15 protein-coding genes are annotated in these 14788 nt (G+C 44.1%); 3 read left to right on the forward strand and 12 right to left on the reverse strand.

Annotation, left to right across the window (positions count from 1 at the left end; translation table 11 throughout):
* Positions 1-252: 252 nt before the first annotated feature.
* Together fdhF and P3L57_RS13310 are read left to right on the forward strand one after the other, a co-directional pair.
* On the forward strand, positions 253-3195 hold the full coding sequence (gene fdhF / locus P3L57_RS13305) for a formate dehydrogenase subunit alpha (protein ID WP_264797995.1): 2943 nt from the start codon (positions 253-255) through the stop codon (positions 3193-3195).
* Positions 3196-3214: 19 nt separating this feature from the next.
* Entirely contained in the window at positions 3215-3697 is a 483-nt protein-coding gene (locus P3L57_RS13310; protein WP_010335090.1) for a helical membrane plugin domain-containing protein, read from the forward strand.
* 32 nt (positions 3698-3729) lie between these two features.
* Here P3L57_RS13310 and P3L57_RS13315 read toward each other — a convergent pair whose 3' ends face one another.
* The 5 genes from P3L57_RS13315 to P3L57_RS13335 form a co-directional block, all read right to left on the reverse strand.
* Entirely contained in the window at positions 3730-3960 is a 231-nt protein-coding gene (locus tag P3L57_RS13315) for a YrhC family protein (RefSeq protein WP_010335091.1), read from the reverse strand.
* Positions 3961-4044: 84 nt separating this feature from the next.
* Positions 4045-5184: a bifunctional cystathionine gamma-lyase/homocysteine desulfhydrase gene (locus P3L57_RS13320; RefSeq protein WP_069487139.1), complete on the reverse strand. Its 1140-nt coding sequence runs from the start codon at positions 5182-5184 to the stop codon at positions 4045-4047.
* Between the two features lies 1 nt (position 5185).
* The gene (locus P3L57_RS13325; RefSeq protein ID WP_069487138.1) at positions 5186-6109 is read right to left on the reverse strand and encodes an O-acetylserine dependent cystathionine beta-synthase; all 924 of its coding nucleotides are present in this window, start codon (positions 6107-6109) and stop codon (positions 5186-5188) included.
* Positions 6110-6171: 62 nt separating this feature from the next.
* A complete protein-coding gene (gene mtnN / locus P3L57_RS13330) occupies positions 6172-6867 on the reverse strand; it encodes a 5'-methylthioadenosine/S-adenosylhomocysteine nucleosidase (RefSeq protein ID WP_024122292.1) in 696 nt (231 codons plus the stop codon).
* Positions 6868-6887: 20 nt separating this feature from the next.
* On the reverse strand, positions 6888-7529 hold the full coding sequence (locus P3L57_RS13335; RefSeq protein ID WP_044154337.1) for a class I SAM-dependent methyltransferase: 642 nt from the start codon (positions 7527-7529) through the stop codon (positions 6888-6890).
* A gap of 192 nt (positions 7530-7721) precedes the next feature.
* Here P3L57_RS13335 and P3L57_RS13340 point away from each other — a divergent pair, with 192 nt between their 5' ends.
* On the forward strand, positions 7722-7925 hold the full coding sequence (locus tag P3L57_RS13340) for a YrzA family protein (RefSeq protein ID WP_024122294.1): 204 nt from the start codon (positions 7722-7724) through the stop codon (positions 7923-7925).
* A gap of 33 nt (positions 7926-7958) precedes the next feature.
* Here P3L57_RS13340 and P3L57_RS13345 read toward each other — a convergent pair whose 3' ends face one another.
* From P3L57_RS13345 to P3L57_RS13375, 7 genes are all read right to left on the reverse strand, one after another.
* Entirely contained in the window at positions 7959-8660 is a 702-nt protein-coding gene (locus P3L57_RS13345) for a YrrS family protein (RefSeq protein ID WP_069487137.1), read from the reverse strand.
* A gap of 64 nt (positions 8661-8724) precedes the next feature.
* Positions 8725-10479: a peptidoglycan D,D-transpeptidase FtsI family protein gene (locus P3L57_RS13350; RefSeq protein WP_059335498.1), complete on the reverse strand. Its 1755-nt coding sequence runs from the start codon at positions 10477-10479 to the stop codon at positions 8725-8727.
* Between the two features lie 53 nt (positions 10480-10532).
* Positions 10533-11006, reverse strand: a complete 474-nt coding sequence (gene greA / locus P3L57_RS13355) for a transcription elongation factor GreA (protein ID WP_010335099.1) — start codon at positions 11004-11006, stop codon at positions 10533-10535.
* A 248-nt stretch (positions 11007-11254) separates the two neighbouring features.
* Positions 11255-11890: a uridine kinase gene (gene udk / locus P3L57_RS13360; RefSeq protein WP_010335100.1), complete on the reverse strand. Its 636-nt coding sequence runs from the start codon at positions 11888-11890 to the stop codon at positions 11255-11257.
* A gap of 6 nt (positions 11891-11896) precedes the next feature.
* Positions 11897-13165, reverse strand: a complete 1269-nt coding sequence (locus tag P3L57_RS13365) for a peptidase U32 family protein (RefSeq protein ID WP_069487136.1) — start codon at positions 13163-13165, stop codon at positions 11897-11899.
* Positions 13166-13183: 18 nt separating this feature from the next.
* Positions 13184-14113, reverse strand: coding sequence for a peptidase U32 family protein (locus P3L57_RS13370; RefSeq protein WP_059335500.1), 930 nt, complete (start codon positions 14111-14113; stop codon positions 13184-13186).
* 5 nt (positions 14114-14118) lie between these two features.
* Positions 14119-14772, reverse strand: a complete 654-nt coding sequence (locus P3L57_RS13375) for an O-methyltransferase (protein ID WP_069487135.1) — start codon at positions 14770-14772, stop codon at positions 14119-14121.
* Between the last annotated feature and the right edge of the window lie 16 nt (positions 14773-14788).

Raw genomic sequence — 14788 nt, forward strand, 5'->3', positions numbered from 1 at the left:
ACTTGGTTAAAATTTTCCTGTCATATTGTATTATAATAAATATCACTTTATAATAAAAGCAGTGTTGATGGATTTGTAATAGGATCTTGTTATGAGTCTATCGGTTTATAAAAATCAAGGATTGGTCTGTTAGTAAGACTTGCTAGTGAACTATTCCGCCATGTGTGTTTACACCTTCTGTGAATGAAAGACAGGTGTATCTATACATGGCTTTTTTGACTTCTTGAAAGAAAGATGGAGGGGAATATGAATATGATGGACGATAAGTCGATCAGTGTCCGCGTTGACGGAACAGAAATTCAAGCACAAGCAGGGGCCACAATTTTAGATATTTTAAATGAAAATGGGATTGAGTATCCGCAAATCTGCCACGTCCCAGAGGTTGATCCGATTCAAACATGCGATACATGCATTGTAGAGGCAGACGGCAAGCTGGTTCGTTCATGCTCTACGGTCGCTGAAAACGGAATGTCAATTGATCTTTCGGGAAATCGGGTGAAAGAGGCACAAACCGAAGCAATGGACCGCCTTCTTGAAAATCATTTGCTGTATTGCACGGTTTGCGATAATAACAATGGGAACTGTACACTGCATAATACAGCGGAAATGATGGGAATCGAGCATCAAAAATACCCTTATACGCCAAAAGAAGATCCGTCTTGTGCGGTTGATATGTCTCACCCGTTTTACAGATATGATCCAAACCAATGCATCGCCTGCGGCCAGTGTGTTGAGGTGTGTCAGAACCTTCAAGTCAATGAAACACTCTCTATCGACTGGGAACGCGAACGTCCGCGGGTTATTTGGGATGAAGGAGTTTCAATCAACGAATCTTCTTGTGTCAGCTGCGGCCAATGTGTCACGGTTTGTCCGTGTAATGCACTGATGGAAAAATCAATGCTCGGGCAGGCTGGCTTTATGACAGGCATCAAAGAGGATGTCATGGATCCTATGATTGACCTCGTGAAAAACGTTGAACCTGGGTACGGCAGCATTTTTGCCATTTCTGAAGTCGAAGCGGCAATGCGTGAAACGAGAACGAAAAAAACCAAAACGGTATGTACGTTCTGCGGCGTTGGCTGTTCCTTTGAAGTATGGACAAAAGGCCGGGATATCTTAAAGATCCAGCCTGTTTCCGACGCTCCGGTTAACGCAATTTCTACATGTGTCAAAGGGAAATTCGGCTGGGATTTCGTTAATTCTGAAGAGCGGCTCACAAAGCCTTTAATCCGTAAAAACGGGGCTTTTGTTGAATCATCTTGGGAAGAAGCCCTCGATCTAGTCGCAAGCAGATTAGGTGAAATTAAAGAGACATACGGCAAAGGCTCTGTCGGATTCATTTCTTCTTCTAAAATTACGAATGAAGAAAACTATGTCATCCAAAAATTAGCGCGTCAGGTATTTGAAACAAATAACGTCGATAACTGCTCTCGCTACTGTCAGTCTCCTGCTACAGACGGGTTGTTCCGTACGGTCGGCATGGGCGGTGACGCCGGCACGATTAAAGATATTGCCAAGGCCGGACTCGTCATCATCGTCGGCGCCAATCCGGCTGAAGGACATCCAGTGCTTGCAACACGGGTCAAACGTGCACACAAGCTCCATGGACAAAAATTAATCGTTGCCGACCTGCGGAAAAATGAGATGGCTGAGCGGTCTGATCTATTCATCAGCCCTAAACAAGGCACAGACCAGGTTTGGCTGATGGCCGTTACGAAATATATGATCGACCAAGGCTGGCATGATCAAGCGTTTATTGATGAGAACGTGAATTACTTTGAAGATTATAAAGAAACGCTTAAAACCTATACGCTTGATTATGCAGAACGCATCACAGGCCTTTCTAAAGAAAGCATCATTCGAATTGCCGAGATGATTCGTGATGCTGACGGCACTTGTGTTCTTTGGGGAATGGGTGTTACTCAAAATACGGGCGGCTCTGATACGTCAGCAGCGATTTCGAACCTACTTCTGGCAACAGGCAACTACCGCCGTCCGGGTGCCGGCGCTTATCCACTGCGCGGACACAATAACGTTCAAGGCGCTTGCGACATGGGGACATTGCCAGGCTGGCTTCCGGGATATCAGCATATTACAGATGACGAAGCACGCGCAAAATTTGAAAAGGCTTATGGTGTGGAGATTGAAGGAAAACCAGGTTTAGACAATATTCAAATGCTTCATTCCATTGAAGAAGGCAAGATGAAGGCCATGTACCTTGTTGGTGAAGATATGGCACTGGTTGATTCAAATGCGAACCATGTGCATGATATTTTATCAAGCCTTGATTTCTTCGTGGTTCAGGACATCTTCCTGTCGAGAACGGCTCAATATGCCGATGTCGTCTTGCCTGCCACTCCATCTCTTGAGAAAGATGGAACGTTTACCAATACAGAGCGCCGTGTGCAGCGATTGTATCAAGCGCTTCCGACACTTGGAGACGCGAAACCGGACTGGTGGATTATTCAAGAGGTAGCAAACCGCTTAGGAGCCGGCTGGAACTACAGCCATCCAAGCGACATTTTCTCTGAAATGGCGAGTCTTTCTCCTCTGTTTGGAAAAGCCAGCTATGAGGTGCTTGAAGGCTGGAACACCTTCCTATGGGGCAGCTTCACAGGTGAAAGCACGCCGCTTCTGTATGAAGACGGATTTAATTTCCCAGACAAGAAAGCCCGTTTTGCACTGTCTGATTGGACTGAACCTGCCGCTTTCCCTGAAGAATATGATCTTCATATCAATAACGGCCGGATGCTTGAGCATTTCCATGAAGGAAATATGACAAATAAATCGAAAGGCATTCAATCCAAAGTGCCGAATGTATTCGTCGAAGTATCGCCGGAGCTTGCACAGGAGCGCGGCATTTGTGACGGTTCACTGGTTCGCCTCGTTTCTCCGTTCGGAGCTGTTAAATTAAATGCGCTCATTACTGACCGTGTGCGAAAAAATGAACTCTACCTGCCGATGAACTCGACAGACAAGGATTCAGCGATTAACTTCCTGACAGGGCCTGCGGCTGATAAACGCACGAACACGCCTGCTTACAAACAGACGAAGGTTCGCATGGAGGTGCTTGGAGGCTGCGAAAGCGCACCGCTTCCTAAAACAAATCCGCGTAATAAGAAACGGAATCCGCAAAACGGCGTCGAGGCAGAAAGAAAATGGAACCGTCCGGGTTATGTCCATTTGACTGATTAAATGAAAGGGGGAAATGAAAATGGCCACTCCGATTACAACGATCAAAAAAGAAACAAAAACAGCGGAGCAAATCAAGCTTGAGAAAATCGAGGAGCTGAAGGAGCTGCTGACGGAAAATGAGGATGCCGTCTCGAAAACGATGACGTTAATGAGTGAACTTAATGAGCTTGGCATCTTTGATGCAGCAGCAAGCATGCTGAGGGCGAAAGAAGACATCGCCAAAATCGCGCTTGGCCAGGTATCTCGCGAGCCTGTCACAAACCTCATCAACACGATGATGGCGGCTGGAGGCGCTTTGACAAAGGCTGATCCTGCGTTTACAGGCAAGCTTTTAGAAAGCGTAATGGCGGGAACCGAACAGGCGCAAAGCTTTTTAAAAGAAGACAAGAAAGTCGGCATTCTCGATCTCTTAAAAGCGATGAACGACCCTGATATTAACAGAGCAGTCGGCTTCGGCCTTCAGTTTTTAAAAGGCATGGGAAAAGAGCTGCGGGAAGAATAACAAAAAAACAGTCATCAGTTGATGGCTGTTTTTTATTCGTCGGCTTCTTCCAAGCGCTTCTTATATACAAGTGAACGGTCGGCGCAAAAGAAAGCGCCGGCTAAAAATACGCAATCCGTCATAAACATAACTGATTTCTGGCCTAGCGTTAAGCCCTGATCAGGAAGAACCGCGCCTATATATAAAAAAGTGCTGACTGCAAGCAAGGTAAAAGCGAAATGCTTGTAGTCTTCTTTTAATGATTTCATTCTATTCTTCTTCATAAAAGAATCACCTGCCAGATTCATAGTATACGACTATTATAATATAATCTGGCAGCTTACAGAGAAAGTAAATCTATCCATTTGTTATAAAATGTGAAGAGCCTGCTCGATATCTTCCAGCAAATCCTCTCCATCTTCTATTCCCACAGAGATTCTGATCAAGCCGTCTGTAATGCCGAGTTCAAGCCGGCGCTCTCTCGGAATAGAGGCATGTGTCATTCTAGCCGGAACAGAAATTAAGCTTTCTACAGCACCCAGGCTTTCTGCAATTGTAAACAGCTTAAGTTTGCCTAAAAAGGCATCCACTCGCTCTTCACTGCCAATATCAAAGGAGATCATGCCTCCAAAGCCTGATCCTTGAGATTTCGCAAGCGCATGTCCCGGATGGTCTGGAGAACCAGGGTAATATAACGTTTGAACAGCAGGATGTTGCTCAAGAAAGATTGCGATTTTCCGCGCGTTTTGATCGATTGCTTCCATTCTGAGCCCAAGTGTTTTGATCCCTCTCATTAACAGCCATGAATCCTGAGGGCCGAGCACGCCGCCTGTTGAATTTTGCACAAAATGCAGCTCTTCTCCAAGCTCTTTCGAAGCTGTAATAACTAAACCGCCGACAACATCACTGTGTCCGCCGAGATATTTAGTCGCACTGTGAAGTACGATATCAGCGCCTAAAGTAAGCGGCTGCTGAAAATATGGTGTATTAAAGGTGTTGTCTACGATTAGAAGAACACCCGCTTTTTTCGCAATATCTGCCATCAGTGATAAATCGGTGATTTTGAGAAGCGGATTTGTCGGTGTCTCAATATAAATTGCCTTTGTATTGGGACGAATCGCTTTTTCGACTTCTTCTCTGCTGCTTGTGTCCACAAAAGTTGATTCAATGCCGAGACGGTTAAGCACCTTTGTCATCACTCGATATGTCCCGCCGTACACGTCATCAGTCAAAACCACATGGTCTCCGCTGTTAAACAGCATCATAACAGCTGTAATTGCAGCCATTCCTGAGCTGAACGCATAACCTGCTTCCCCGGCTTCGAGCTCTGTCACAAGCGTTTCCAGTGCAGTTCTTGTCGGGTTGGCCGTTCTTGAATATTCATAGCCGGTATGCTGGCCTGCTTTCGGCTGCTTGTACGTGCTCACTTGATATATCGGAACGGAAACAGCTCCTGTTTTCTCATCACCTGTGATCCCGCCATGTACCATCAATGTTTTTTTCTTCATATCAGATGCCTCCTTCGTATATATGTTTGCTGATATACCGATCACTGCTGTCTGGGAATACTGTGACAATATTTGTGCCGGCAGACGATTTTTTCGCTTCCTCCAATGCCGCATAAAGCGCTGCACCTGAAGAGCTTCCGATCAGCAGGCCCTCTTTTTCAGCCGCTTCTTTAACAAGTCTAAAAGCATTCTCATCTGTTACCGTATATATTGCATCAAAATGGCTTTCATCCATATAGTCAGGGATAAACTCCATGCCGATCCCTTCTGTTTTATGAGCATGAGGCTCTCCGCCGTTTAATATGGAGCCTTCGGGTTCGACAATTACTGTTTTGACTGCGGGATGTTTTTCTTTTAAGAAGGATGCTGTTCCCGCGAATGTGCCTCCTGATCCTGCCCCTGCGACAAATGTATGAATATTGCAGTCAAGCGCTTTCCATATTTCAGGTCCAAGAGTCTTATAGTAAGTCGATGGATTTACTTGGTTTTTAAATTGCAAAACACAATAGGAATTTTCAATTTCCTTCTCCAGCTGTATCGCTTTTTGAATGGCTCCCTGCATTCCGTCTTTACGCGGCGTATGCACGATTGACGCTCCTAGCGCCTGCATAATTTGCTGCTTTTCTTTGCTGAAATGTTCCGGAACACAGAAAATGGCTTTTAAACCATGTTTTCTGGCGTTAAGGGCAAGCCCGATACCTGTATTTCCGGCCGTTGCCTCTATAATGACTCCCCCGGGCTTCACTTTGCCTGAATCCAAGGCGTCACGAATCAGCATATCTCCCAGTCTGTCTTTTATGCTTCCGCCAGGGTTCATCATTTCCAGCTTGGCATATACAGCCACACCTTCAGGAATATCAAAATTCTTCAAGCGGAGAAGCGGTGTATTCCCAATCAGCTCGGTAATGTCCGTAATAACTGTCATATATGTCCTCCTCCTTGATAGAGGTTGTTTTAGGGAAAACGGAGGAGAACACTCCCCCCGTTTTAATGAATTCGTTTGATCACTTTTAACACAAGCTCTGTTGAGTGAACAGCGGCCTGCTCTAAAAATTGGTCAAATGATACATGTGATTCTTTTCCTGCGATATCAGATAATGCTCTGATCACAACAAACGGCGTTTTAAACTGGTGGCACACTTGAGCGACTGCCGCTGCCTCCATTTCAACCGCATACAGATCAGAAAATCTCGCACGCACCTCTTCTACTCGCTTCGGATCATTCATAAAGGAATCGCCTGTTGCGATTGTTCCTTTTGCAACTTGAATGCCGTCAAGTTCAGAAATCGCTTCTTCAGTAATGCTGATCAGCTTTTCATCTGCGGCGTAAGCAGCCGGAAGGCCTGGCACCTGTCCGTATTCATAATCAAAGGCCGTTACATCTACATCATGATGGCGAACGTCAGTAGAAATGACGACGTCTCCCACATTCAGTGTATGATGAAATCCGCCCGCTGAGCCTGTGTTAATCACATAATCAGGCTTGTAGCGATCAAGCAGAAGTGTCGTGCTGATCGCAGCATTCACTTTTCCGATTCCTGATTTTAAAAGAATGACTTCAGTTCCTTCATATTGGCCTGTTGTAAATTCACAGTGCGCGATCGTTTCTGTTTTTGCATTTTCCAGTTTGTTTCTTAGGATGGTTACTTCCTCTTCCATTGCTCCGATGACTGCTAGTTTCATCTATACACATTCCCTTCACTTTACCGTTTGATCGCCTCCATTATCCACACGAAGTCGTTTTGCTGAATGAATCGGACTGCAAAACCTTCAGCTGTAAACATCTCTTTCATCGTTTCCAATGTGGGATAATGCTCTGTCTTTAAATCATTCGCCAGCTGATAAAAGCCCTGAGAACGTGCTTTATCAATGGCTTGATTATACGCTTCCTCGTGTTCAAAGACAGTATCGGCAAACACTATTTTATCATGCATGTGAAGGTATTTGCCATATTGCTTTATTGCGGCTCGTTTTTCTTCGTCAGTCAAATGATGAAAAGCATATGAACTGACAATCGTGTCAGCCTGAAATGGCGGTTCAGGGAATGTCAGGAAGTCTCCGTCAACAATTTCTGCCCTGCCGCGGAGCTTGTCAGATGCTAACTTGCGCATCGCCGGAGACGGCTCGACTCCAAATACAGATTTCCCCGCTTCAAGCAGTTTCGCTGTCAAGTTGCCGGTCCCTGGCCCAAATTCTAATACACGAATCCCTGACCGGCTGACAATGGCATTCAAAATATCATCATAGCCTCTGAACGCCTCTTTATACTGAATATCAAAACCTTGAACTGTTTGATCGTAAGTTGCGGCCCAATCCTCAAAAAGAGGGATAAATTCACGTCCCATAGTTGTCACACTCCATATTTTATAATTCCTATAAGCATACTATGAATTAATGATGGAACAGTTCCTATCTTACCATATCTTCTTGAAAGTAGGTACTAAAACACTTTGTGTTTTTTATCCAGTCATATATTGCGCGTACAGCGTAAAAAGGCTTATACTTCATATGACTTGTAAAGGCGGAGGGGTCGAAAGATGAATTTTCAATTGGATCTGATTAAAGACAAAGTAGAATTTTTCGAAGCGGCATCATTGCAGGAGCTTGAAAAGAAAATCAACACACAAATCGAAAACAATAAAGCGATCATGCTGCGTGTGAAATCTGTCTCGCATCAAACTGCTGTGGCAGACGGAAAATTTTTTTACAGCGCCGTTGTTCATTTTGCAGCTGAGGTGTAAAACAAAAGCAGCCGAAAATTCGGCTGCTTTTGTTTATTTTAATTTTTCTACTTTTATCGGCTTCCAGCCTTTTTCATCAACCCATGTAATCGTTACTTGATATTTCTCTCCGCTCGTTTTATCTAAAATCTTACCTTTGGCATCCTGAGGACTGCCGTTATTTCCGAGCCAGAGCACGGTCATGTTATCTGTTGAAACACCGGTTGCATATGATATGGCTTTCAGCATCTCAGCCCAGTCTTGTGAGCTTGAGTCATAAGTGGCGGCATGCTCGCCCTTCTGCTCAGTTCCGACTGCTTTCCAGTCAGGATTTTCATACGTTTTTTCCACATCACTTGATGAGCCGCCTTCTGTGACTATTGCGTCTTTAAGCGGGTCATCCGAATTTGAGTTTGAGTCTGAATCAGAGTCATCACTTTTAGAAGAATCATCTTTTTTGGAATCTGAATCTGAGTCAGAAGATTTCTCAGAATCCTTTTCGCTGTCAGATGTATCTTTCTTACTGTCTTTTATATCCTCATCGGATTTCTTTTCCGTCTTTCCTGAAGCCGGAGATTCCTGTTTTTGCGCCGTTTCAGAATCCTTGCTGACATCTTTGCTAGAAGGACTGTTAATGAAGAGATTGGCTGCTACTACAACAATTAGAATAGATACGATTGCGATTAAGATGTTAAGCACTAAATTAGCTTTCCTGCGCTTATCACGGTTTTCATAACGAGATTGATTATTGCTCAATAATTCTGCACTCCTTTATCCCTCTTGGCTCAGCATATATTTTACCATGTGCTGAGAAGTTGTTCTATTTCTGATTGATTTCAATTTCGTGTACTTTTTTAACAATATCATAAAACACCGAATTTGTCAGAGCCTTATCCCCCGGCGTATCCATGTGCAATACGACAAGCGCGTATTTCGGCTTATCCGCGGGAAAATACCCGGCAAACCATTTTTCATAAAGCGTTTCTTTATCTTTTGAAAGCTTGCCTGTCTGGGCCGTGCCTGACTTCCCTGCTACAGTATACGAAAGATCCTGAAACCTTCTGCCCGTTCCGAAAGGAGATTCCACCACCCGACGCAGCATTTTTTGAAGCTGCTGTGCCGTATATTTGTCTATTGTTTCTCCTTTAAGCTTCTGATCTTTAAACTTGACGAGCGTTGTGCCGTTTTTGTATTCAATCTGCTCTGCGATTTTCACCTGACGCTTTTCACCGCCGCGGGCGATTGTCGCCATCATATTAGCTACCTCAAGCGGCGTTACCTTTACATTTTTCTGCCCGATCGCTGTTTGCGCAATTGCTTTTTTGACTGATTTGTCTTTTTCATCCCCCCAAATCACGCCGCTTTTTTCATTATAGAATTGGCGGAAATCTGACTCGTGGTACAGTTTTCCTTCCCAGCCTGCCCGATCTGTAAGGGACAGCTTTTCTGACATGTCTTCAATGACGGAATGGTCTTTCTTCATTAATTGTTCGGCAAGACTTGTAAACGTGTAATTGCAGCTTTGCGCGAAACTTTCTTCAAAGGACAGGGTTCCTTTGTCGTCTCCCGGTTCGCCGTACAGGTTTAAATTACAATTAAAGGTTTGGCTCGGCTTTACCGCGTTATGCTCAATCGCAGCTGCCGCAATCACAGTTTTAAAAACGGAGCCGGGATAGATTGGCGTCAACATATAATTTTGAAGCGTGTTTTGTCTGGACACATCGGCATCCGGTTTGCTTACGATGCCCAACACACTGCTCTTTTCGATGTCCAGCAGCACCGCTCCTCCTTTTTTCAGCCCCTGATCATCTAGTATGCCTTCTATCGCTTTTTGAATGCTTTGATCAATCGTTGTTTTGACTTGGAGCGGATAAAATGAGTTGGCCTCAGCTGTATATTTGACGTCCATGCCGAACAAAGGGTTTCCTTTTCCGTCCACATGATACAAAAGCTTCGTGTCCTGTTCCGGAAGCAAAAACTCATCAAATGTCCGTTCTAAACCAGTTGTGCCGATTTTCGTTTTAATCGGCAGGTTTTCCTTTTCAGGATACTTATTGCGGAGAAGCGCTGGATCTTGATTGGTTGTGCCTATCGTATGCGAGGCAAGACTGGGCTTGTCTTCATTCTCCATATATACGCCGTAAATGCCAGGATATTTCAAAGAATTGATTTTTGTGATAGATTCCTTCGAAAGTGTTTTGATTTTCTTTTGATGTAAAATAACTGGTTTTTTCGATTTTGCAAGAGTCTGATGCAAATCATCTTCAGACATGCCGAGAATCTCTGCGACTTTTTTAATCGGCCAGTCCTGCGTTAACAGAAAAGGGAACAAAACAACCGCAGGCTCGCTTGTACCCGTCAGCGCTTGGCCGTTTCGATCTAAAAACGATCCTCTGCCATCAGAAATGAGCACTTCCTCCGTTCGCTGATTAACACTTTCCTGTATTAAATTAATTTTCTTTTTTGAAAATGATTCTGTGAAAAACAACTGGATTTCCGCGAGCCTCAGCAAAAGCAGAAAAAACACGATTAAAAAAGCCAGAACAGCCAGCTTCATTCGTTTCGATAACTTCATAAAAAAACACCTCACCCACATTGTGGACGAGGTGTTTCTTTGCTAAACGGATATTATGAAATTTTCACAATTTTCACGAGCATTTCTCCGCCCGGTGTCTGAACTGTGACTTCATCATCTACTTTTTTGCCAAGCAGGCTTTTAGCGATCGGCGAGTCGTTTGAAATTTTCCCTTCAAACGGATCAGCTTCAGCGCTTCCGACGATTGTATAAGATTCTTCATCACCATCAGGCAGTTCGACGAAAGTGACGGTTTTACCTAAACCGACAACGTTAGAGCCGCCGTCATCTTCAATGATTTTCGCATTGCGGATCATATTCTCAAGAGTCGTTACACGGCCCTCTACGAATGCCTGCTCTTCTTTCGCTGAGTCGTATTCAGAGTTTTCGGAAAGATCCCCGAAACTTCTCGCGATTTTGATGCGCTCTACTACTTCTTTTCGTTTAACCGTTTTCAAATATTCTAATTCTTGTTCAAGTTTTTGTTTTCCTTCTACAGTCATAGGAAAAACTTTCTCTTGTGCCATGTCCCTTCACTCCTTCTGGTTGTCCCTCAACATCTTCGATTATGTATGAGAGCATAAACTAAAATACAAGAATGAGAACACAGGGCAGTCCTCGTTCTTCTCTCCCATATTGGTACTGTTTATCTTAAACTGAATCTTGTGGTTCTGCAAATATTTCGCGTTTATAAACAGGGAAAGAAGGGAATTTACACATCCCCTTCCTGCCTATACATAATATGGTCAGAGTTATTTATGTCTATGCTATGGTATTACAAAATCGCGTTTTGTTCAAGAATGGTTTGAATTTTTGTGACCATCAGATCAATTGCAACGTGATTTTGTCCGCCTTCCGGGATAATAATATCAGCGTATCGCTTTGTCGGCTCAACGAATTGATTGTGCATCGGGCGGACAACAGACACATATTGTTCAATGACAGAATCAATAGAGCGTCCGCGCTCATTAATATCTCTCATAATCCGTCTGATGATGCGCAAGTCTGCGTCTGTGTCAACGTAAAGCTTGATATCCATCAGGTCGCGCAGCCTTTTATCTTCAAGAACAAGAATGCCTTCAAGAATAATCACGTCTTTCGGCTCTACGTGAACCGTTTCTTCTGACCGTGTGTGAAGCTTATAATCGTAAATCGGCTTTTCAATCGGACGGTAATTCAAAAGGTCTTGAATATGCTCGATTAAATAGTCATTATCAAACGCAAGCGGATGATCATAGTTTGTATTCAGCCTTTCTTCAAATGGAAGATGGCTTTGGTCTTTATAATAGAGGTCTTGCTGGATCATTAAAATCGAGTGCCCTTTGAATTGTTCATAAATTGAACGTGTTACACTCGTTTTTCCTGATCCGGAACCTCCTGCGATTCCAATGACTACTGGACTCTTACCCATGGGTGATTACTTCCCCTTTCTCATCATGTTGCTCGGATAAATCTTTTTGTCTAATTTGAATTTGACAATTTGCAGGGGATGGCGGGCAGCGTCTAGCTCATTTCCGTCTTCGTCCCAAATGGTTTCAATCGTATGTGTAAAGTTTTCGATTTCCGGACCGAAAAATTCTACTTCGTCGCCTTTTTTGAAGAAATTGCGCTGCTGAAGAGTGACCATTTGTGTATCCTCATCATAATTCAGCACTAAGCCGACAAAATCAAATGTTGTTTTTTTGCCGTGTTCGCCAAACATTTGCTCTTCATAGCCTGGTGTTCCTTCGAAGAAAGCTGTCGCAGTGTCACGGTTGGCGCATTTATCAAGCTCTTCCAGCCATTCTTTTTGAATCACAAAGTTATCGGGATCAGCGCAATAAGCGTCAATCACTTTACGATATACGCTGACAACTGTCGCTACGTAGTGAATGGATTTCATCCGTCCTTCAATCTTTAAGCTGTCGATGCCCATTTCAATCATTTTCGGAATCGACTCAATCAGCTTCAAGTCTTTCGGACTCATTGCAAACGGAGCGTCTTCTTCACTGTATAAAGCAACGGCATTGGCACCGTCGGTTTGATATAAATCATAATCCCAGCGGCATGACTGGCAGCAGCCTCCGCGGTTGGAATCGCGGGCTGTCATGTGATTGCTCAGGACACAGCGGCCGGAGTATGCAATACACATCGCACCGTGAATAAAGGATTCGATTTCGATATCTACTTTTTCTTTCATTTCTCTGATTTCGAGCGCGCTTGTCTCACGGGCTAACACCACACGGTCAAGCCCTTCTTCCTTCCAGAACTGAACAGCCTTCCAGTTGGAGAGAGATTGCTGCGTGCTCAAGTGAACCTCAACATGAGGCGCTACTCTGCGGCATGTTTCGATAATAAGCGGATCTGCCACAATGATGCCGGCAACATTGGCGTCACCAAGAGCTTTTAAATAATCTTCAAGCCCGTCAATATTCTCATTATGGGCAAAAATGTTTGTCGTGACGTAAATTTTCGCGCCGTATTTTTTCGCAAATTCCACGCCCTCTGCGATTTCTTCAATCGTAAAGTTATCCGCATTCGAACGAAGCCCGTATTCCTGCCCTCCGATAAAGACGGCATCCGCTCCGTAATGCACAGCAATTTTCAGCTTTTCAAGATTCCCCGCAGGCGCGAGAAGCTCTGGCTTTTTCATAATCACACGCTTACCATCCACTATTTTAGAAATCTTATCATTTACGGCAGTCATAGCGTAACCTCCTTTTCATTAATAAACCGTTTCTTTAAAGAAGAAGCCAGTATCTATTTTTCTGTTTACTGGCTGAATGTTTTCAATACGTTCGATCCAGTCTTCTTTTTTCGCTTCGTAATCGTCACGGTTTTCCGCACACAGATCAATCGCTTCTCTGTACATGCTGGTGACTTCCACTAAGTATTCAGATGATTTCAGAACACCGTCGATTTTGAAAGAATCGACTCCCGCATCTATCAGCTCTTCAAGTTCATCAATGATGCACACATCGTTTGGGCTCATGATATGTGTGCCGTTTTCATCTTCGAAAATCGGATATTTATTATGGCGTTCCTTATCATGCAGGAACATGCCCGATTCTTTTTTCTTTCTTTCAATGTCCATGACTTTGCCTTGGTATTCGAAATAGTTTCCGATCAAGGAACGTTTCGACTGGAACATGCAGGTCATTCCATGCACCTGAACTTCAATTTCAACTTCTGCGTTTTCTTTGATCTCGACAATGCTGTCCATATTTAATTCTCTGGCAAGCACAGATCGAGTTGCGCCTTTACGTCCCCAGTAGTTGCATGTATAATAGTTGGTTCCTGTCGTTTCTGTGCTCCAATGAAGCTTCAGATCCGGCGCTGATTCACGTGCAGCCATAAGAACGGCAGGATCGCCGAATACAGCCGCATCAACGCCCGTTTCCGCTAAGAAAGCGAGATAATCGCCAAGTTCTCCCACTTTATCATTATGAAAAATTCCGTTTACGGCAACGTATACTTTTGCTCCTTCGTTGTGGGCAATGTCTACGGCTTTCGTTACATCCTCACGGGAAAATTCCCCCGCTAATCTAAGACCGTATCTCTGTTCCCCAACTAAAAACGCAGTTGCTCCCGCCTGAATCAGCGGCAAAATGTCTGCCGTACTTGTCGGTGTGACTAAGAGCTCTGGTTTTTTCATGACGTTCACCTCTTCTTTTTACTGATCGCAAGCCCGTCCCCAACAGGGATAATCGCAGTTTGATAATCCGGATGATTCATCAGCCAATGATTATACTCATCGATTTTTGATACCAGCCTGCGTCTTCTTTTTGGTTCTATTTTGCTGTAATCCTCTGCCACCAAACCTTTAAACAGCACGTTGTCTGTTAAAATCACCCCGTCTGGCGAAAGCATCGGTTCATATAAGTGAAAAAAGTTTTGATATTGACCTTTAGCAGCATCAATGAAAATCACATCATATGGCGCTGTGACATGAACGGCTTCTGCTAATTCGAGCGCGTCCCCGTAAAACACATGGATTCGGTCATTCAGCTGAAAATCCTTTATGTTTTTAACAGCTTCCTCATGGCGTGTCTCATTGCGTTCAATCGTATATATTTCTGCAGACGGCAGTGCCAGCGCCATTCGAATGGCCGAGTAACCGATAGCCGTTCCGATCTCCAGTATTTTCTTCGCCTGTTTGACAGACAAAATTTGAAGCAGCACTTCTATGCCCGCTTTTTCCATAATCGGAACATGATGTTCTTCCGCATATGCTTCCAGTTTCCTCACGTTATCCGGCTGAGGCTTCAATAAAGCTTCTATATAGTTATTTATTTGTTCATAGCGGTCTGTCACAACAAACAGCCTCCCG

The organism is Bacillus sp. B28, from assembly GCF_029536185.1.
GTDB classification, from domain to species: domain Bacteria; phylum Bacillota; class Bacilli; order Bacillales; family Bacillaceae; genus Bacillus; species Bacillus halotolerans.

Coding starts and splice junctions, on each gene's coding strand:
- fdhF (WP_264797995.1), top strand. CDS start 253: ATGATGGACGATAAGTCGATCAGTGTCCGCGTTGACGGAACAGAAATT.
- P3L57_RS13310 (WP_010335090.1), top strand. CDS start 3,215: ATGGCCACTCCGATTACAACGATCAAAAAAGAAACAAAAACAGCGGAG.
- P3L57_RS13315 (WP_010335091.1), bottom strand. CDS start 3,960: ATGAAGAAGAATAGAATGAAATCATTAAAAGAAGACTACAAGCATTTC.
- P3L57_RS13320 (WP_069487139.1), bottom strand. CDS start 5,184: ATGAAGAAAAAAACATTGATGGTACATGGCGGGATCACAGGTGATGAG.
- P3L57_RS13325 (WP_069487138.1), bottom strand. CDS start 6,109: ATGACAGTTATTACGGACATTACCGAGCTGATTGGGAATACACCGCTT.
- mtnN (WP_024122292.1), bottom strand. CDS start 6,867: ATGAAACTAGCAGTCATCGGAGCAATGGAAGAGGAAGTAACCATCCTA.
- P3L57_RS13335 (WP_044154337.1), bottom strand. CDS start 7,529: ATGGGACGTGAATTTATCCCTCTTTTTGAGGATTGGGCCGCAACTTAC.
- P3L57_RS13340 (WP_024122294.1), top strand. CDS start 7,722: ATGAATTTTCAATTGGATCTGATTAAAGACAAAGTAGAATTTTTCGAA.
- P3L57_RS13350 (WP_059335498.1), bottom strand. CDS start 10,479: ATGAAGTTATCGAAACGAATGAAGCTGGCTGTTCTGGCTTTTTTAATC.
- greA (WP_010335099.1), bottom strand. CDS start 11,006: ATGGCACAAGAGAAAGTTTTTCCTATGACTGTAGAAGGAAAACAAAAA.
- udk (WP_010335100.1), bottom strand. CDS start 11,890: ATGGGTAAGAGTCCAGTAGTCATTGGAATCGCAGGAGGTTCCGGATCA.
- P3L57_RS13365 (WP_069487136.1), bottom strand. CDS start 13,165: ATGACTGCCGTAAATGATAAGATTTCTAAAATAGTGGATGGTAAGCGT.
- P3L57_RS13370 (WP_059335500.1), bottom strand. CDS start 14,113: ATGAAAAAACCAGAGCTCTTAGTCACACCGACAAGTACGGCAGACATT.